At 47.5% G+C, this 18519-nt stretch carries 18 protein-coding genes; 13 read left to right on the top strand and 5 right to left on the bottom strand.

The features are described from left to right. Nucleotides 1-12 precede the first annotated feature (12 nt). On the top strand, nucleotides 13-801 hold the full coding sequence (locus tag AC50YL_RS04570) for a GNAT family N-acetyltransferase (protein WP_494829654.1): 789 nt from the start codon (nucleotides 13-15) through the stop codon (nucleotides 799-801). Between the two features lie 334 nt (nucleotides 802-1135). Then, on the top strand, nucleotides 1136-2479 hold the full coding sequence (locus AC50YL_RS04565; RefSeq protein WP_494829653.1) for a hypothetical protein: 1344 nt from the start codon (nucleotides 1136-1138) through the stop codon (nucleotides 2477-2479). A gap of 187 nt (nucleotides 2480-2666) precedes the next feature. On the opposite strand, the gene AC50YL_RS04560 is transcribed toward AC50YL_RS04565, so the two are convergent. Continuing rightward, nucleotides 2667-3215 (bottom strand): TetR/AcrR family transcriptional regulator, encoded by a 549-nt coding sequence (locus tag AC50YL_RS04560; protein ID WP_494829652.1) that lies wholly within the window; start codon nucleotides 3213-3215, stop codon nucleotides 2667-2669. 99 nt (nucleotides 3216-3314) lie between these two features. Between AC50YL_RS04560 and AC50YL_RS04555 the strand changes: the two genes are divergently transcribed. From AC50YL_RS04555 to AC50YL_RS04535, 5 genes are all read left to right on the top strand, one after another. Next, nucleotides 3315-4205, top strand: a complete 891-nt coding sequence (locus AC50YL_RS04555; RefSeq protein WP_494829651.1) for an alpha/beta fold hydrolase — start codon at nucleotides 3315-3317, stop codon at nucleotides 4203-4205. 150 nt (nucleotides 4206-4355) lie between these two features. After that, nucleotides 4356-4856, top strand: coding sequence for a GNAT family N-acetyltransferase (locus AC50YL_RS04550; protein WP_494829649.1), 501 nt, complete (start codon nucleotides 4356-4358; stop codon nucleotides 4854-4856). Nucleotides 4857-4925: 69 nt separating this feature from the next. After that, a complete protein-coding gene (locus AC50YL_RS04545; protein WP_494829648.1) occupies nucleotides 4926-5705 on the top strand; it encodes a GNAT family N-acetyltransferase in 780 nt (259 codons plus the stop codon). Nucleotides 5706-5895: 190 nt separating this feature from the next. Next, nucleotides 5896-6108, top strand: coding sequence for an alpha/beta-type small acid-soluble spore protein (locus AC50YL_RS04540; RefSeq protein ID WP_494829647.1), 213 nt, complete (start codon nucleotides 5896-5898; stop codon nucleotides 6106-6108). Between the two features lie 225 nt (nucleotides 6109-6333). Continuing rightward, a complete protein-coding gene (locus AC50YL_RS04535; RefSeq protein ID WP_494829645.1) occupies nucleotides 6334-7371 on the top strand; it encodes a Gfo/Idh/MocA family protein in 1038 nt (345 codons plus the stop codon). A gap of 164 nt (nucleotides 7372-7535) precedes the next feature. On the opposite strand, the gene AC50YL_RS04530 is transcribed toward AC50YL_RS04535, so the two are convergent. Further along, a complete protein-coding gene (locus AC50YL_RS04530) occupies nucleotides 7536-8147 on the bottom strand; it encodes a CGNR zinc finger domain-containing protein (protein WP_494829643.1) in 612 nt (203 codons plus the stop codon). A 118-nt stretch (nucleotides 8148-8265) separates the two neighbouring features. On the opposite strand from AC50YL_RS04530, the gene AC50YL_RS04525 reads away from it, so the two are divergent. Together AC50YL_RS04525 and AC50YL_RS04520 are read left to right on the top strand one after the other, a co-directional pair. Continuing rightward, nucleotides 8266-8745, top strand: coding sequence for a hypothetical protein (locus AC50YL_RS04525; RefSeq protein ID WP_494829641.1), 480 nt, complete (start codon nucleotides 8266-8268; stop codon nucleotides 8743-8745). A gap of 33 nt (nucleotides 8746-8778) precedes the next feature. After that, entirely contained in the window at nucleotides 8779-9723 is a 945-nt protein-coding gene (locus AC50YL_RS04520; RefSeq protein WP_494829639.1) for a GNAT family N-acetyltransferase, read from the top strand. Between the two features lie 446 nt (nucleotides 9724-10169). Here AC50YL_RS04520 and AC50YL_RS04515 read toward each other — a convergent pair whose 3' ends face one another. The 3 genes from AC50YL_RS04515 to AC50YL_RS04505 are packed head-to-tail and all read right to left on the bottom strand — an operon-like array spanning nucleotide 10170 to nucleotide 13183. Then, complete coding sequence (locus tag AC50YL_RS04515) at nucleotides 10170-11348, bottom strand: MFS transporter (RefSeq protein ID WP_494829637.1); 1179 nt, start codon at nucleotides 11346-11348, stop codon at nucleotides 10170-10172. Between the two features lie 54 nt (nucleotides 11349-11402). Beyond that, nucleotides 11403-12233, bottom strand: coding sequence for a carbohydrate ABC transporter permease (locus tag AC50YL_RS04510; protein WP_494829635.1), 831 nt, complete (start codon nucleotides 12231-12233; stop codon nucleotides 11403-11405). After that, nucleotides 12230-13183: a carbohydrate ABC transporter permease gene (locus AC50YL_RS04505; RefSeq protein ID WP_494829633.1), complete on the bottom strand. Its 954-nt coding sequence runs from the start codon at nucleotides 13181-13183 to the stop codon at nucleotides 12230-12232. Before AC50YL_RS04505 ends, AC50YL_RS04510 begins: the two co-directional genes overlap by 4 nt. Before the next feature lie 296 nt (nucleotides 13184-13479). On the opposite strand from AC50YL_RS04505, the gene AC50YL_RS04500 reads away from it, so the two are divergent. The 4 genes from AC50YL_RS04500 to AC50YL_RS04485 all read left to right on the top strand — a co-directional run bounded on the left by AC50YL_RS04500 (nucleotide 13480) and on the right by AC50YL_RS04485 (nucleotide 18513). Next, the gene (locus AC50YL_RS04500) at nucleotides 13480-14520 is read left to right on the top strand and encodes a LacI family DNA-binding transcriptional regulator (protein WP_494829631.1); all 1041 of its coding nucleotides are present in this window, start codon (nucleotides 13480-13482) and stop codon (nucleotides 14518-14520) included. Nucleotides 14521-14690: 170 nt separating this feature from the next. After that, nucleotides 14691-15563, top strand: a complete 873-nt coding sequence (locus AC50YL_RS04495) for a sugar phosphate isomerase/epimerase family protein (protein WP_494829629.1) — start codon at nucleotides 14691-14693, stop codon at nucleotides 15561-15563. A 60-nt stretch (nucleotides 15564-15623) separates the two neighbouring features. Beyond that, nucleotides 15624-17060, top strand: a complete 1437-nt coding sequence (locus AC50YL_RS04490; protein WP_494829627.1) for an ABC transporter substrate-binding protein — start codon at nucleotides 15624-15626, stop codon at nucleotides 17058-17060. A 40-nt stretch (nucleotides 17061-17100) separates the two neighbouring features. After that, nucleotides 17101-18513 (top strand): MBL fold metallo-hydrolase, encoded by a 1413-nt coding sequence (locus tag AC50YL_RS04485; RefSeq protein ID WP_494829625.1) that lies wholly within the window; start codon nucleotides 17101-17103, stop codon nucleotides 18511-18513. The last annotated feature ends 6 nt before the right edge of the window (nucleotides 18514-18519 follow it).

The following is an 18519-nucleotide window of genomic DNA, read 5'->3' as shown; positions in this document are numbered from 1 at the left end:
CGAGGACTAACCATGACCGCAATTCCTGAGAAGATCAAGCAAAACATGATTAATATAATGGAACAATTGGCCAATGTCTGCCCACGTATCGTTCTGGAACGGACGCCGCAGGCAATCCGAATCGAGTCTGACCTCTCTCATCCTTTGTACAACCGCGTCATTGCTTATCAAGCGGCGATGTCCGAAAACGCCTTGGACGATATTGGGAAGTTGGCGGATTATTATCGTGGAACCAAGGTCCCGTTCAGTTGGCTGACCTGGTCCCATGACGACGGCGTCGCCGATTTGACGCAGGCGCTGGAGGCGGTCGGGCTTGAAAAGGTCGAAGATATGTCCGGCATGTCGCTTTCGCTGAGCGATTGGACGTACAATGCACCCGCGATTCCAGGCTTCGTCATCGAACCGATCCAAGTTCCATCAGAAATGAAATGGTTCCAGGATATCGTACCGCCTGTATTTGAATTGACAGGAGAGGCAGGCGATGTCTTCGTGCAGATCTGTGAAGCTGCCGCTTTCGGCGAGAACGCCGTATTCCGGCATTATGTTGGCTTCTTGGACGGCGAGCCCGCCGGAGCAGTGACTGCTTTCCACGACGGGGAGACGATCGGGATTTACAACGTGGCCACGCTGGAAACCTATCGGCGTAGAGGCCTCGGAAGCGCATTGACGGCGCATGCCGTACGTGAAGGACAAGCTGCCGGCGGAAGGCTTGCCGTTCTGCAGGCGAGCAAGATGGCACAAGGTGTGTATCAGTCGATCGGTTTTAGCGACGATATCACGATCAGTGTCTACTTGGGGTAACATATTTCGGCGAGTCTCACGGCCCATAACCGAAACGTAACTCGGTCTGTTAAGCCATTTGTTCCTCGGTGGAACTAGTGGCCACAGTCCGGTGATTTTCAGTATCGGCTTCCATGAAAGACGAATACAAAGCCCTTCCAAGTCATGCCCATTCACTAATTGCGATCGTTGATACCGAACAACGCACAACTATGAACAACAGACGCAAGAGGCTACTTCATTGCATCCGATGATACGAATGGTCAAACCCTACGCGATACTAAGTACGCTGCTTTTGCTTTATTCCGTCTTATACGTGTCGCCTGCTTCGGCTGAAAATAAGGTTGCATCCGTCATGCCGACCGTAATGATCGAGGAAAACAACAGCACAGTAGGGGCTGTCGTTCATTTCTCGTCCAAAGGTTTGGAACCGAACGCGCCGGTCAAGCTGCAGTGGGAAACCGAGCAGGGCAGTTATGACACTCAAGGTATTTATAGCTTAATCGGCCCGTCCTACAAGCTTGAAGGGCATACGATGACGATGGGCACGACCGACAGTACGGGCAGCTGGAACGGAAGCTTTGCCGTGCCGAAAGGCTTCGGAGGCGACCATACGATTTACGTGCGCCAGAACAACAAAAAAGTTGCCCAAACGAACGTGTTCGTTGCTCCGACCTTCCGTTTGTTCCCGGAGTCCGGACCTGTCGGCTCGGAAATTACGGTACAGGCTGAGGGCATCAGCTACGCGACCATGGAGAGCAACTGGCAGTTGTCCTACGACAACAAGATGACGGGACTCATCTCCGCCGTGTCCACGAACGGGAGCGCGACCGCGAAGATACGAGCCGCTGGTCCCGCCGGCAAGCATTCGATCACCATCTGGCATGGTTATTTAGGTATGCCGTATATCAACTATACGGAAGCTCCGAATTCCTATCTGCCGGTGCCCAGCTTTACGTATACCGTTACGGATGAAGCGCCGATCGTCCGTAACGAAGTCGAAGCGCAGCCGATAGCCGCCGGGGGCGGCGTGCATATGCCGTCGCTAACGAACAAAGTAGGCGTCAAGGCGGCATTGAGCCGATCCATCGGCCATGTCGGGGATTCGGCGACGTTGAAGGCGAGCGGATTGCCCGCAGGCAAACAAGCGGATGTGGTCTGGCATACCATGGAGGGCAGCCGGATTACGGGATTGGGCTTCGCGGAGAAGACGAGATCGCTCGGAACGGCTCGCACGGATGGCAGCGGCAGTTTGAGCTATGCCTTTCCGATCCCGGACGATCTAGGAGGCGTGCCGCATCGGATCGAACTGAAGGTCGGAGGCCTTGCGTATGCGGAGGTATATCTGGCGATTGCGCCATCAATCACCAAAATCACGCCATCTTCCGGACCGGCAGGGACCGAGATGACCATCCAAATCAAAGGCGTCGGTTGGACGGAATACGACAACGCGTACTACCTGGACTACGATAATGCCTATCTGGGGTACATGTGCGGGTTCAACAGCCAGGGGACGGTAACGTTTACGGTTACGGCTACCGGCGAGCCCGGTTACCATATCCTCGATCTCTATCCGGGCATTTACCGGGGCAAGCAAGCCGATCCGGACGTATACCTCGCACCGCAGTTGACCTACGGCGCAGATCATCCGGGTTCGGCGATACCCGCTATTCGAATGGGCTTCACGCTTACCGAGTAGAGGTTGGTTATGCGGGAAGACGAATACGCGTACGTTGAGGGGAGAGTAAACGCGTTCCGGGATCAAGTTCTGGCCGTTCGAGATCATCATGGCCAGAATTTGGGCTGATTCATCACGTAGAGTGTAAAACAAAAAAGACTGCAAATGGCAGCCCTTACTTTGTTTGCTCTTACATTGTGTACTCTTGCTAGTTTTTTAAAAGACGATTGATTCCATACATGATATCGGGAATAAAATTGTCGCGCATTGCGCGGTTGTACTGCAGTGCTCCCTTGATTGCAGACAAGATTGTGATCGCCAAGGCGCGCGTATTAATGGCAGGATCAACGATTCCTTCAGCAACAATATCATCGATAATCGAAAGTTCTAATTCACCTATCTCTTGCAGTTTTTGTCTCATCGATTCCGGAAGCAGTTCAAAATCAGACTGTAAGGAAGAGGTCGGACATATGTCATACTCTGCAAACTGTCTGGATTGGGTAACGCAATAGTGAGTTAATTTCTCTTCAATCGACTGAGATGAAAGTTGAATAACAGACTTAAAGTCGACCAACCCTCGATAAAGTTGATCTATTACGGCAAGGCCTAGATCTTCCTTTTTCCCGAAATGATAGTGAATGCTTGCTTTTGTAAGGCTGAAATGTTTTGAAATCTCGTCAAAAGTAAAGTTCGCGTATCCTTTTTTTCGAATCAGCGATGCTGCCAGATCTATGATTTGCGTTTTTCTGTTTTCCATGTAGCAATTATTGCCTACTGGTATACAAGAGTCAAGTGCTATCTATATGAAATGTATCCAAAGAATCCCGTTAGAAATGAACTGAAAGAGGGAATATGCATGACTACATCTGATTTTCAAGCCTCCATGGGTGCACTGGCTACGCACGAGGTCGATATTGATGGTATCCGACAAGTGTATCATATTGCGGGGGAAGGACCGGTTTGTCTCGTTCATGCAGGAGGCCCTGGTTTTCATTGGGGCTACATGCGCATGCCGCTGTTGGAAAAATCCATGACCGTTATCTATTTGGAGCCCGTAGGCACAGGGAATTCCGATAACCTTCCTGACGGAGATTACAACATGTCGAAGTACGCCTACTTCGCACATAAAGTAGCCGAGCACGTAGGAGCGCATCAGCCATTTTTCCTGGGTCACTCGCATGGAGGTTTTGTAGGTCTTCAATTTGCACTTGATTATCCGGATGAACTCGGCGGACTTATCCTCTACAGCTCGGCTCCTTGCATGAATCAAGAACTTGGCATGGAGCAGGTTCAACAACTCGAGATTTTCACGCAGCGTTGGCCGGATCTTCCTGAAGCTCAGGATGCGAAGCAGTCATGGATGGATATGATTACGGGCAAAGCGACGGATAGAGAAGCGATCTTAAAAGTTTTAAGGCGCTTGATGCCTGCATTCTTCGGTAACTTTTGGAAACTTCCCGAAGGATTCAACGCGTGGCAGGAGGGATTGAATTTCTCCGTCGATCCGAATCGCAAGCCGTATATGTGGGATGTTCGCGCTGTCTTGGATACCATTCAAACCAACACCTTGATCCTCGTAGGCGAGTACGATTTTAACTGCGGACCGCGGTGGGCCGAGGAGATGGATGAGAAAATCCCGGCTTCGCAGCTCGTGATGTTCGAACAAGGCGGGCATATGAATCATGTGGAGACGCCCCAAGCGTTTGTAAAAGCAGTGAATGATTTTGTTTCCCAAACCTTAAAATAACGACTAAGTTACTCATGATTATAAAATGCGCTCTTTACATTAATAAATGAACCGCGCCCCTTTTAGTGAACATTTGAAACTTTAGTAGTTGAACAATGTCAATGACAAGGGGCGCGATACAACTTTTTAATGGTTGGAAGGGGATATGTCATGGTTACAATTCGAATAGCATCACATGCCGATACCGAGCAAATTAGAGAAGTTGCCTTCGAGACTTGGACATCGGCTTATCGAGAAAGCCTTTCAACGGATTTTATTAGTCAATATCTCAATAAGGCGTTTTCGATTTCGAATATACGCCAGATCATCGACGGCGATACGGACTTAGGGAAGTCATCGTTTCTAGTGGCTGAAAACTCTAACCGTATAGTAGGTTATGCGCAATTAATCCAACTAAGTAAAGCTGAATATGAACTATATAGAATTTATATAAAACCGGAATCGCAAAAACAAGGAATCGGTACAACGTTTTTAAGTGAATTTTTTGGAATGATGCAATCGGGGAATACTTTAACCGTTATTGTCAAAAAGGATAATGAAATAGGAAGAGCATTCTATGCAAAGAATGGCTTTAAGGAAATTGAAGAGCGTACGTTAACGCTTGAAGGTAAGCAAATGGCCGTTATAAAATACGAATTAATAATAAAATGATTACGTAATCCGCCATTCAAAAGTTTGCCTTCAATCATCGCGGTCTTGATCGAGAGGAGGAGAGCGAAAATGATTAATAAAAAGAAAGCCATCTTGGAGAACATGATCCAAACGTTTGAACGTTTGGGCAGCAACAGTCCTTACGCGAAATTTTCTCGTGACGAAAACTGCGCAAGAATCGAAAGTGAGTTGCCGTTAACGATTTTCAATCGCGTATTCGATTATAAAGCGCCTAATGACGATAAGATCGATGCAACCAGACAGGTGAAATCCATTATCGATTCCTATCGCGAACGTGGCGTGAAATGCGTCTGGCATACATATTCCCATATGCAGGACGAACTCCTTAACGAAACATTGAAATCCCGCGGATTCCTATCGGGCGGTACCATGTCCGGCATGGCGGTTGATCTGGAAGAGAAAGCGATTAACCAATCTCATGTGCCGGGATTGAGAATCGCGATCGTTCACACGGATGAAGAGCTCGAGATGTTCAAACGGGTGTTCGTGGCGGAATACGGGCTCCCGGACGAATTGGCCAGTGCATTTACCGAAGCTTTTGCATATGATCCGGAAGGACGGATGCGGTATTTTCTGGCTTATTTGAACGACGCGCCGGTAGGAACGGCCATGACGTTCAGCACAGGCGAAGTGACAGGCATATACACGGTCGCGACATCGAAGGAATTCCGTGCAAGAGGTATCGGCGGCGCACTTGTAGGTCATGCTTTGCACGACATGCAGGCTGCGGGAGCAAAGTTAGCCATTTTACAGGCTAGTTCCATGGAACAGACCATTTACCGCAAACATGGATTTGAAGAAGAGCTGACGATTAACTTATTCGTTTGACATAACATGAAGGATTGCGATCATTACGCACTGAAGCTTGAGGAATCAGCTTTTTTTATGTTGCAGTAACGAGGAAATTTTTGGATTGAGGATCACATCAAGTCGACTTGCAAAAGCCCCCTGGTCTGCCTGCATATTTCTGTTTTATTGGGGGAAATTAACGCCAATCCCCGATATAGGAGGCCTACAAATGGCAAAAAATTCGTTAGTCGTACCTCAAGCATCGCACGCGCTTGATCAGCTCAAATTTGAAATTGCTCAAGAGCTTGGCATTCAGCTTTCTCCTGATGGCTATAACGGAAATTTAACAACCTATAATGCCGGCAAGATAGGTGGTTCGATTACTCGCAGATTGGTTCAAATTGCTGAACAAAGCCTCGGTGGAGCACAAAGCTTTCGATAAGACGTAAAAACAGGACAGCTATAGCCGTCCTGTTTTTTGCGTCCCGTGGCACATCCTTCACGACTGGCGGCGGAAGAATCGATAACCCGATAAATTCCCCATAGATCCTCGCAACTACAGCATTCGGAATGCTGGCTCCCGGATTATGATAAAATGGCAATAGGGAACAAAACGAATAATGAGATGCGCACTAGCTGACAGCTCATTTGAGAGGGGACATATGCGATGAAATTAAAAGTCGTACTCGTTGGAACGAAAGGCTGGGCCGATGCTCATGCCAAGGCGTATCAAGCAAGCGACAGCATCGAACTTGTCGGGATTTGCGGGCATTCGAATACGGAAAGATTGAAAGCGCTTGCCGACCGTTATGAAATTGCTGCCCGATCATTGGATTTGGCAGCATTGCTGCAGGAGACGAGTCCCGATATCGTAGACATTGTCAGCAGCGCCGACGCACGCCTGGAGCTGATAAAGGTGGCCGTCCGGTTTCCAAGCGTAAAGCTGATCAATATCGAGAAGCCGCTGGCGTTAACCCCGTCGGAAGCCTATGAAATCGAGGTGCTTTGCAACGCAAACGGCAAGCTGGCGTTGGTCAATCATCAACATAAATATTTGCCGGCTTGGCGTAAGGCACAGCAATTGCTGCGCGCAGGCGCGATCGGCGAGATCGAGTTTATTCGTGCTTCCACCAAGGTCAACATCATGGAGCAAGGCTCGCACCTGATTGATATGGTTATGTATTTTAACGACTTTAGTCCCATCCGATGGGTGATGGGGCAGGCCGGTCCGTACGAGGGCAAGGATAACTCTTCGATCGTAGCGCCGGACGAGGCGATGGCTTCGATTTTATTTTCCAACGGCGTAAGGGCTACCGTTGAATGCGGCGCTTTCGCACGATCGCTCAAAGGCGAAACGAATCCGTTTTATCATATCGGAGTCGATTTGTACGGCTCAGAAGGACATCTGAAGATCGCGCTCAATCAAACATTGGAAAGGAGAAATTACATAACGGGCGAGCATACGATCGAAAAGTCGAGCTGGGATGATCATCACTTGAATGCTTTGATCGATTATATCAATTCCTTTCCCGAATACTTGGCGAATCCGCAGGCCGGTCACATCTGCGACTTGGCCCATGCGATGTTATCATACCAAGTCATTATGGCAATCTATCATACTGCTGAATACGGTGGCAAGGTTGAATTGCCGCATCGGTTCGAGGACAGTATTATCGAGCAATTCGCCGTCAAGGCAAACCGGTGAAAACCTTGCTCATTTCTGCTAGGAGCCCCATTCATGACTTTGAGAAGCTAATTTTTTCGAAGAATGGCTTTTTCGTTGCTATCGTCATGTATTCCTTTGAATCCGCGTTTTGCGCGGATTTTTTGTTTCAGTAAGCATTTCATGGGTGTTTACCTAGACTAGGGTCACTTCTCTTTTTGATAAAATCGTCTTACTTTCGCACGATTGCCGCAATCGGCCATTGAACACCAGCGGCGGCTCCGGTTCCGGCTCGTATCGAAGAATAACCATCCGCAAGGGTCTCCCTCACATTGTTTGACTCGCTCCAGCTCGTTTTTGGAAACGAGTAATTCTAAAGCAGATTGGATAATCGGGGGAAACATAATGTCCAAGTTTTTCTCGGAATGCTTGAACTTCAAAGCGTAATGATCTTTTTCATAAATGACTTGCAAATTTTGATAGAAGTGCCTCACAGATTCATTGAAACGTTCAAGGTCTGGCTGGTGGGGCGATAATTTCTTTGAAACGGACTTGAAAATTCGATACATGACTTCCCGCATTTCGATTGCCTGCCTTAGAACATCTCCCGCTTCAGACGGCTTCTCTTCAGCATGCAAAAGAAGAGCTTTTGCTTGTTGTCCGGTAAGGACCTCCGCATGGATACACCAGTCTACCAATTTGGCGTAACTCGTAAACCAATCCCGCCGTTTCTCGGCACTTTCCCGCCAACTGACGGTATTGATGAAATCCATACACAAACGTTCTCCGACCATCATATAAGGGTTCGTTTCCAACATGATCAAAACTCCTTTGCTATAACCATCATAATGTATATTGACAGTTAAAAACAACTCGGTTAATCTATAACCACCAAGTGTTATTTTGGTGGTTATCAAAAAATCAGGAGGTACTGAGATGGACAATCCGATGTTGGTAGCTGTTAAAACATTGTTAAAGGAAACATTTGATGGACCCGAAGAAAACGCAAGCTGGTACACGGAAGCAAGGCCTGGTAGCGGTTTATTCGGAACGCTTGAAAAATTATCGGCAGAAGATGCTTCGATACCTGCCAATGGCACGACAATTGCCGCTCAAACGGATCATATCCGTTATTACTTATGGGCTGCTAATTCCGACTTAAATGGAGAAGAGCCTAAAAAGGACTGGAAAGCATCATGGAACATTACAAACGTTGATAAAAACGCATGGGTACGATTTAATGACGAACTTCAACAAAAATACATAACACTGCTTAATAAGATAGATTCACTTGACTCCTTAGATGAACAGACATTGACGGGTCTGTTGGGAGCGATAGCTCACTCCGCCTACCATCTCGGTTCGATACGTCAGATGATCAAAGCGATCAAAGTCCCAAGCCAAACCAAGCCTTAAAAAAAAGCTATCGAACGGAGATCTATGGAAACGTTGAACATTCGCCAGATTCAACCATATGAAATTACGGAATTTTCCTCAATTGGTAATCAAACCGATGAAGCAGAACAGATACAGAGCTATTTGGAAAGAATGATTGGACTCGGATCGATACGTCTAGAGTGGTGTTATGTCATGGAAGAAGACGGTCACGCGTGCGGACGCATCGCCTTCTGGACGATGCCAAAAGTAGGGAAACCGTTAGCGATGGTTTTGTTGGAGATACCGTGGGATCAAGAGAATTATATCTCTCTGGGAACTGCGTTATTGGAGAGAACCATACCGATTATGAAGACGTATGGCGCAATTAATATCGAGCATATGTTGGATACTCCTCCCGTTTACCCTCAGTTTCAAAGACATGCCGAGAAACGGATCAATTTTCTTTCTCACTTGGGATTTCGTGAAATTCGGGAAACCACGCGCTTTGAAAGGAATGCAGACCAAATAACCACTGTTGATCACGCCAACTCGTTATCGTTCCTTGCGTTGTCTGAAGTTGGAGAAGATGCTTTTGTCGAGGCCATCATGAAAGTTTCCTTGCTAACGCTTGATCAACGAATCAATGATGAGCGCAATGAATTGGGAGCAAGACAGCATGCTGTTCAGTTGTTTGAAGAGCTGAAAGAGATGGAGTATGAACCGGAGTGGTGGCAGCTTGCGTACAATACGGACGGACAGCTCGTGGGCTTTGTTATGCCAGCCAAAGCCCCTGCTTTCTCGACGATTGCCTATATCGGCGTCGTTCCAGAGCAGCGTGGGAGAGGCTATATCGATCCTCTTCTGAATCAAGGTACTTCCATCTTACTTGCGGCGGGTGAAACTTTGATTCGCGCAGATACGGATGTCAGCAATTTCCCGATGGCCCAAGCATTCTTACGGTCCGGGTACACACAGGTTTCAACACGTAAAGAGTTCAAGTTGAAGCTTTGGAAATGATACATATATCTGCAAATGTTTATATTAATAAGCTGACGACACGATATTGACGAGGTTGCTGACGACCAGCGGAAGCGAGAAGCCGTAACATGAATGCTGCCGAACTAAACGGTTTTTATTTTGTGAACCGACCGCTCATTCTTTGTGAGTGTTTGGTAGAACACTATGGGCAACTAGGAATAGGATAGGCTATTCAATTCAAGGTACTGGCAGAAGTGCGGAGACGAAGCAGCATAATAGCAGCCTATGGGCAAGTGGATATATGCAAACAGGCGACACCAGGCTACCGACAAAATACGGTAGCCTGTTCAACTCCTAAGGGAGAACGTGAGTTTAAAAACGAACCCACGAAACTAACCTATCTTAATTCGGATACTGAATAAAGGAATTCTATCCCTTGTCGGCTTCGGCTCGTTCGGGTTCACGGGAAGTACTGTTAAGGAAAATCACTTCGGCTGTCTCTCTAACACTTCGGTACTCTTACCGGAGAAATACGGGACCATTAAAGCGCAGACAAGCGCTAACAACATTAAACCAATAAACGTTCCTCCATGAATCTCCTTTACCGATAAGGCCAATATTAGCAATAGTATTTTGGAAGCATTCAAGAAGCCTTCTCGCCATAAAAAAATATGAGCTTGTTGAATTACGGTTTGCTTCGTAATCATTCTGAATTGTCTCGTGTTCCAAATCGTCCCGAAATAAAACATACCGATGGTCGTTAAAATGTTTGAAATGATAAGCAGGGGTGCCTTTGGTAACAACGGCAGAAGAATACCCACCGAAACAAAAATCATGCCGATGGCGAGCCAAGTCGCTTCACGGACCTTCAAACGCTTATACAAGAACATAGCCCCCATGGCGAAGCAGGCATTCAGTACATTCAATATTGCAATAACCAATTTGTCTTCTGATACGGTAAACGTAAACACTAACGAAAACAAAACCTGAAACTGCAGAAATATGCCTGTTGCTATAAAGGACGGAACCATCCAACGCAGACTGCTGCTGGAGAACACCAGCCGAAATTGAATGCCGCGGAATAGTCGCTCCGATTGCCCGGCGAGGGTAATGGAAGGAATATAAAATGAAACGGTCAGTAAGAGCGCGACAAACAACATTAATAGCAGAAACGAGCCAGAGTAACCAATCCACTTGATAATCAGAGCAAAGGCGATCGGATTAATGATGGAGACGAGCTGGTTAATAATATTGGCTAGCGAGAAATAGTGCTCGAAATCCTTCCCTTTCCCATACATGCTCAATGTAATGTTCTGCGTTACGGCATACAATCCCCACATGATACCGATTGGAATGGCGATAATCGCGATCCATAGAAGCCTGTTATCCAGTTCCAGTACCGATAAAAGCAGGAAAACGATTGCTCCGCAGAGCGCATTTATTCGAATCAATACACGGGTCGAGAAGTTGGTTAGCAATTTGTAACCACCCGCAAATCCAAATGTCCACGCGATAAACATGATTAGATTGAACCATACCACCTCGGAGATACTGTTGTACTTTTCCCAAATAAATAAATTGACGAATATACCAATGTAGTTGAATATAACTACTGATACAGCATTCATGAGCAGTAACCGTTTCATTTGACTGCTTATAAGCATTTCTTTTAGCCGCCTTCTAGAAGTTTGAGCCGGACTTACCTCAGCACTTGGGTGTTAACCCTTTACAGCCCCGTTGAAAATGCCGCCCACCATATTCCGCTGAAACAAGATGAAAAACAAAATGGAAGGAATCATGATAATTGCTATTCCGGCAAATACAAGGGTATCGTTCGATCCCTCATTGGCGGTTAGCATCGTGATGCCTACTTGTACCGTGCGCATTTCCGTCTTGGTAGTAACGAGCAACGGCCATAAGTACGTGTTCCACACGCCGACAAACGATGACAAGCCGAGCGAAATTATAATGGGCAAAGAAACGGGGATACAGATTCTGGAATAGAACCGGAAGTCGCCGCAGCCATCCAGAAACGCGGCTTCCCGCAACGTGTTGGACACCGTTTTGAAGTATTGGCGAAACATGAATACCTGCGTGGCGGATACGAAGAACACAATCATAATGCCAAGGTAGCTATTTAACAGATGCAGCTTGCTGACGGTAATGAAGTTAGAGATCAGCAAGGATTCCGACGGCGTCATCATCGTGCCAAGAATAAAGAAAAATAGAAAATTGCTTCCGGGAAACTTTAAAAAGGCAAAGGCATAGGCAGCCAAGCTGGATAGGATGAGTCGTACTACCGTAACGACAAGCGCGATGAACAATGAATTCCACATGAAGCGCAAAATCTGGGTTTCGAACAAAACGGTGCGGAAATTGTCCCAATAGGCAAAGCTTTGCGGCAGGATCGAAGGTGGGATCGTGCTGAACTCGCTTTCGGTTTTGAATCCGGCCATGATGGCGTAAAATATGGGAAATATGACAATCAAACCGAGCAGCAGTTTGAGGACAGCTGTCATGTACGGTTTAAAATTTCGACTGTACGTCATTCGTACACCACCCCTTTTTTCTCATACAGAAAGTTGATCAACAGGAAGATAAACGTGAGGATGAAGGCGCAAATGCTTGCCGTGCTTGCGAGCGAGTAATTAACGCTTCGGAACCCGGATGTGTAAATATAATAGATCAGCGTCGACGTAGCCCCAAGCGGACCGCCTTTCGTTAAGATCATAACAGGGGCGACCATCGTTAACCCGACGATGATCTGAATGCATAAAACAAAGAATAAGGTTGGCGATATCAGAGGAAGCGTAATACGGAACGTTTTCGTCCAATAGCCGGCTCCGTCCATTTCGGCCGATTCCAATATATCCTGCGGAACATTGCGCACCGCGGCCAGCATGAGCAGGAAGTCGAAGCCCATATGGGTCCAGACCATCGGGATGACAAGCGAAGGGAGCGCCCACGTCTGGTCGTTCAGCCAATTGATATCGGTTGTATTCTGAAACAAGCCAAGCAGGTTAAGCAAGTAATTCAAAAGCCCTGTGCGATCAAAAAAATGTTCGAAGATTAAACAACTCACCGCCATGGAAACTCCCATCGGAATGGAATACAACAGCTGATTGGTTCTGGAAAAGAGACTCTTTGGAGCAGCAATTAATGCAAGCAGCAATGGACAGATAATGGCAAACGGAACATACATAGCCGTAAATTTCAATGTAACGAGCAGCGCGTTTACGAATTCCTGCCTGCCGAACAGGTTCATATAATTATCCAATCCGACGAACCTGATTATTTTGCCTTGTGCATTGACGCTGGATAAGCTGTAGATGAAGGTGCGCAAGAATGGAAAGTAATCGAATACGAGGATAAACGGGATGATTGGCAGGACGAACAAATAGGCCTTCAACATATCTTTTCTGCGCTTGCTCTTGCTGGTTACCGTGTGAGGCAACGATGGAATACGACTGCTAATTGGTGAAGACACAAATTTGGCCATGAGACGAGAACCCTCCGAACATTTTTAATAGGCGGTCATAGGCCAACCAAATTTGGACCGCTCCAAAAATAACCTGCAGCCTTCCAATATTCAACGAATTTGACATTAAAACCAATTATGAACCATTAAACAAACCAGCCTGACAACACTAAGCTATATTACATTACACTAAAAAAAGTTGTCAATTGGACGGACGAGATTTAACATGGAGATAATGCTCAGCTAACAGTTCGCATGAGACGGCAGTATATATTGTAAATAGTTATGAATAGCTGGATATTGGATTGGAGGCTTTTATGGGTGTCACGATTATGGATATAGCCATGGAGGCTGGCGTGTCCAAAAGCACGGTTTCATTGGTCATTAACGGGAGCAATCTAGTCAAGCTGGAAACGAGATACAAGGTACTGCAAGCCATCCATAAACTGGGCTATGTACCTAATATGGTTGCGCGGGCACTGACTACTAGCAAAAAAGGGACATTCGGGTTGATCTTCGTAACCTCCGGAGAGGAAAACTTGTCCTACGGATTCGATGCGATTCCCGAAACACTGCTTTTCGACGTCAGCTACGGCATCAATGAAGGATTGAAAAATACGGATTACACGTTACTTACAGAACGTTTCTCCATGCGCGACAAGCTGCCGAACATTGTCAAGAACAAACGTGTAGACGGTGTATTTATCATTGGGGGCTTGTTCGACAGTCAATTTATCGAGAGTCTCCGAAAGGAAGACATCTACGTCGTCATTATCGGCCGCACCTATGAGGGAGTCGATTCCGTTTCCGTCAATGCGTACCAGGTTGGTTATCTTGCCGCCAAGCATTTGCTGGAGAAGGGACACGACAATATTGCGTTTGTAAACGGACCCCGAGATAACGTGAATTCCCTGGAAAAACTGGCGGGCTTTACCGCAGCCTTCAACGAGGAGGGCCATCCGGAAGAGAAAAAAATGCATGTTATCCATTCTGCGTATACCGGCAAGGGCGGCTTCGAAGCGATGAGCGAGTTGTGGGAGAAGGGAATCCGGCCGAATGCGGCTTTTGGCGGAAGCGATGGGATCACGATGGGTATTATTCGATATTTGTACAAGCAAGGCGTGCGAATACCTGAAGATATTTCCGTTATGGGTTACGAAGAATCGATCATTACCGCGCATTCGCCATTGGCGTTGACCATCATCGACGGACATAAGAGACAGCTGGGCGAAGTGGCATGCCTTGCGATGCTGAATCGTATGCATAATAAGAATGCCCAAGAGGTTTCTTTAAAGCTTGAACCCACATTAATGGCGCGTAATTCGGTAAGGGATTTAAATATTCACCGCCAGATGTAAGTTTTTGGCGGTGAAATTCATAATTTGTTTACTTCCAGTTAATCCAAATCGGTTTATTCTAAGCAAGCAATAATGATAAGTTGAATAAGAGCGAACGGGAATAACCATTTTTTTCGGGAAAATTTAAACCGTTCCAAAAACTAAAAAAGATTTAGGTAGGAGGTCTGACCTTGCGTTTGGCAACCATGACAAGCTTGTTTAGGGAACGAATAGAAGAAGACAAGCACATCGGATATGAGGAGTCCATCCAAAGATGCAAGAATGCCGGTTTTTCCGTACTGGACCTCAACATGTGCGCGATGATTCACAATAAAACCGAATTGAACGGTCCGGATTGGGAAGTCGCGCTTTACCGAATGAAAGAAGCAGCCGAGAAGGCCGACGTGGAATTTTGCCAGTCGCATCCGCCCTACTTGCCTGGGAAACCCTACCTTGCCGGTTCGGAAGAGGAAGCCTTCTTTAACGAGATTACCCGCCGTTCTTTAATCGCGAGCAGCGTTCTGGGCGTGAAGGCGGCCGTCTTTCATCCCTTAACGGAAATGGGCTTGGATGAGCATGGCATGGAAGCCAACCTCCGGCTGAATCATCGATTTTATGATCCCATTATGGAGCAAGCCGCGAAGTTGAATGTCGATTTGGCATTTGAAAACATGTTCGACGCCAATCATCGGCGTTTCGGAACGACAGCCGAAGAGTTGATCGAATTGGCGGACTCCTACAACGATCCTCGCGTCGGCGTATGTTGGGATATCGGACATGCTAACAGAGTCTATTCAAGTCAGCTTCGCCCGATTCGATTGTTAGGCAAGCGGATTATCGCGTTGCATGTCGATGACAACCAGGGTCTGGCGGATGATCATTTCCTTCCTTTCCTTGGGAATATCGACTGGAAATCCATTATGCCGCTCTGGAACGAAATTGGGTACAAGGGCGATTTCGTCTACGAGATTAAGATGAATAACGGTATGCCGGACCAATTGAAGGATGTTACGGCTGGCTACTCTTATCAGGTCGGACAATATTTACTTTCGCTGGCGAACTGATTGAGAGAAATTTTATAGTTGAGAGCTAAACAGAAAACAAATAGGAGTGGAGATCGAATCATGTATAACAAGTTGAAAATTTCATTCATGTCAATTCTATGCTTTTCCGTTATTACGGCATGCTCTGCAAACCAGGAACAAGAAGCTGCGCCGGCGCAGGGACAAGAATCTACGGCGGGGTCGGATGCGCTGTCCCAAGAAAGCTTGCTGCCGAGCGCTCCTGTTAAGGTTGTTTTTTGGCACTCCATGACGGGTGCGGCCGCGGAGAATATTGACAGTACGGCCAAAGCCTACAATGAAACGATCGGCAAGGAGAAGGGCATCACGATTACGCCGGTTTTTCAGGGTACCTATGACGAAGCATCGACCAAGCTGGCGGCTGTTCTTCGATCGGGTTCGCAGGAAGAATTACCGGATATTATGCAGCTCAGCTCTAAAGGGATTTTCGATGTGAAGGATTCAAAATATATCGTTCCTGTCCAGCGCTTTATCGATCAGGATAAGTCCGGATTGAACGCAAGCGATTTGAACCCGAATGCGGTGCAATACGCCATGTACAATGACAAGATGCTCGGATTGCCGTTCTCGAATTCGTCCATCATGTTGTACTACAACAAGGACCAGTTCCGCAGCGCAGGACTCGATCCGGAGAATCCGCCGAAAACATTGGCGGACCTGGCAAAAACGGTAGAGGCGCTTACCGTGAAGAAAGGCGACAAGATCGAGCGTTACGGGATTAGCGCACAACTGCGTTTCTTCTTGCTCGGGACGTGGATTCCGATGCAGGGCGAGAATAAATATATCTTTGATAAGGAAGAAGGGCGGACCGGTACGCCGACCGCAATGACGATGACGAGCGACGGCACGTTGAAAACATTGTTGACCGAATGGCAGAAGGTGCTCGCAACCGGAGGGGCAGAATTTACGGATCCGGCGCCTACGGAAGGGTTTCAGTCCGGGTTGTATTCCATGATTCCGGCGTCTACGGCATCGATGGGCGGATTTAAGAAGAATATTATCGACGCAGGCAAGTTTGACCTGGGGGTTGCAGAATTGCCGCGCGTTAACTCGACGAGCACAAGCGGTACCGGTATCGGCGGCTCTGCCGTATATCTTTTTGACCGGGCCAATAAAGATAGCTTGCTGGGAGCATGGGATTACTTGAAATACCTGGCAACCCCGGAGGTGTCCGCGAAATGGTTTATGAACACAGGCTATTATCCGATGAATACCAAAGCGATGGAGCTGACTGAAACGAAGGACTTTTTGGAGAAAAATCCGCAGTTTAATATCATCAAGACGATTAGCAACAATTCGAAAGATTACAAGAAATATTTGGAGCCGTGGATTCCATCCTTCACGGACGTCGATCACATCGTACAGGATGAAATTATCCGGTTCAGTGAAGGCAGTCAAGATATAGACAAGACGATTGAAAATATTGACTCCAAATCGAAACAGATGCTTGACGACTGGCTTCAAGCGAATCCGCAGTAGCTGGTTGAGAATGTCCGGCACAGAATGGGAGTCGAGCGTAATGCACAACGGGCAATTGACTTTTTTCGGCGGGGTAGGTGAGTCGGGAGGCGTACAGGTTCTTTACGGAAAAGGCGAACAGGCTGTTTTCTTCGATTTCGGCGTCGAGCACGGCAGCCTGCTGTTCCCCAAACAGCTGACGCTGTACGAACCTGTAGGAGCAACGCCCGGCCGCGAGCTGCGGCAGTTCTTGCTTGGCGGAATGACCGCCCCGTTGCTTGAGCTGTATGACCCGAAGCATATCAAGCAACTGGATATGGCTAAGGTACGCCGTTCTTGGGGCGACAGCGATTTTCCTCATTACGAGGGGATTAGTTTGTTTATCGGACATATGCATACGGATCATATGGCCGTTCTTCCTTATGCCAACCCGGATATTCCCGTCTATATGAATCACGACGCTCATTCCCTGTACCGGGGAATGGTTGCGGGGGGCCATTCTCCGGATACTGCGGCACGTATTACGGCGTGCGACGATTTGAGCGTTGTCGATTTCGGCGAATTCACGATGCAGATCGTCGAGATGGACCATAATGCTACCGGGGCGGCGGGTATTATTATAGACGGCGGCGACCACAAAATCGCTTATACGGGAGATTGGCGGAATCAAGGCAAGCATCCGGAGCGGATCGACCGGTTCATCGAGCTTTGCCGTGATAAGCGGATCGACCTGTTAATTACGGAAGGAACGCGTCTTACAGCGGACCAGTCTGCCGTGCTCTCCAACCAAATGACGGAAGTCGAGCTGTTATCCCGGTATGCCGATATCGTGGATGGAGCGGGAGGACTCGTTTACCTGCAAATGTCGCCGCGGGATCTGGAGCGAATGGCCGACATGATTGCCATTGCGGCAGAGAAAGGGCGAACAGTCGTCATGGAGGCTTCCCATGCCGTCATCTGGCATAGGGCAAATCGGGAGTGCCTGCGCATTTTGGAAGGGCACCCCGCGCTTGGCTCGGATATTCTAATCGTCGACGCGACAGTAACGGACAGGATGCAGGTGCCATACAAGACGATTTCCTTGGAGGAAATGGCCGAGCGGAAAAACCAATATGTCTACTTTTACAAATTTCCCGATCTTGCCCATATGATTGAACTGGAAACGCTTGGCGATTTGCAGGGGCGTTCGCATTTCATTCAATCCGATTATAGCGTTAAACTCGATCATGCGGATGTGGCGAAATATTTGAAAGCTTTCGCGATTACCGGCCATTCGTTGTGCAACGGCGGGCACGCGCATCCCGAAGCCATCGCCGATATGATCGAGCGTATAGCTCCTAAAGCGGTTATCACACTGCACAGCCGCCATCCAAGGTCGCAAAATGCGAGAGGAATTAACGCGTATTTTCCGCAAAAGGGAGAGACGGCGGAGGTGGCTTCGATCCTTGCTTCCGCCCTCAGCGCAAGGAAATAAAGATAT

It is taken from the genome of Paenibacillus sp. J22P277 (assembly GCF_059383675.1).
Note: the sequence above shows the minus strand (reverse complement) of the source record. Positions and strands in the feature narration are given on the sequence as shown.

Coding starts and splice junctions, on each gene's coding strand:
- AC50YL_RS04570 (WP_494829654.1), top strand. CDS start 13: ATGACCGCAATTCCTGAGAAGATCAAGCAAAACATGATTAATATAATG.
- AC50YL_RS04565 (WP_494829653.1), top strand. CDS start 1,136: ATGCCGACCGTAATGATCGAGGAAAACAACAGCACAGTAGGGGCTGTC.
- AC50YL_RS04560 (WP_494829652.1), bottom strand. CDS start 3,215: ATGGAAAACAGAAAAACGCAAATCATAGATCTGGCAGCATCGCTGATT.
- AC50YL_RS04555 (WP_494829651.1), top strand. CDS start 3,315: ATGACTACATCTGATTTTCAAGCCTCCATGGGTGCACTGGCTACGCAC.
- AC50YL_RS04550 (WP_494829649.1), top strand. CDS start 4,356: ATGGTTACAATTCGAATAGCATCACATGCCGATACCGAGCAAATTAGA.
- AC50YL_RS04545 (WP_494829648.1), top strand. CDS start 4,926: ATGATTAATAAAAAGAAAGCCATCTTGGAGAACATGATCCAAACGTTT.
- AC50YL_RS04540 (WP_494829647.1), top strand. CDS start 5,896: ATGGCAAAAAATTCGTTAGTCGTACCTCAAGCATCGCACGCGCTTGAT.
- AC50YL_RS04535 (WP_494829645.1), top strand. CDS start 6,334: ATGAAATTAAAAGTCGTACTCGTTGGAACGAAAGGCTGGGCCGATGCT.
- AC50YL_RS04530 (WP_494829643.1), bottom strand. CDS start 8,147: ATGTTGGAAACGAACCCTTATATGATGGTCGGAGAACGTTTGTGTATG.
- AC50YL_RS04525 (WP_494829641.1), top strand. CDS start 8,266: ATGGACAATCCGATGTTGGTAGCTGTTAAAACATTGTTAAAGGAAACA.
- AC50YL_RS04515 (WP_494829637.1), bottom strand. CDS start 11,348: ATGCTTATAAGCAGTCAAATGAAACGGTTACTGCTCATGAATGCTGTA.
- AC50YL_RS04510 (WP_494829635.1), bottom strand. CDS start 12,233: ATGACGTACAGTCGAAATTTTAAACCGTACATGACAGCTGTCCTCAAA.
- AC50YL_RS04505 (WP_494829633.1), bottom strand. CDS start 13,183: ATGGCCAAATTTGTGTCTTCACCAATTAGCAGTCGTATTCCATCGTTG.
- AC50YL_RS04500 (WP_494829631.1), top strand. CDS start 13,480: ATGGGTGTCACGATTATGGATATAGCCATGGAGGCTGGCGTGTCCAAA.
- AC50YL_RS04490 (WP_494829627.1), top strand. CDS start 15,624: ATGTATAACAAGTTGAAAATTTCATTCATGTCAATTCTATGCTTTTCC.
- AC50YL_RS04485 (WP_494829625.1), top strand. CDS start 17,101: ATGCACAACGGGCAATTGACTTTTTTCGGCGGGGTAGGTGAGTCGGGA.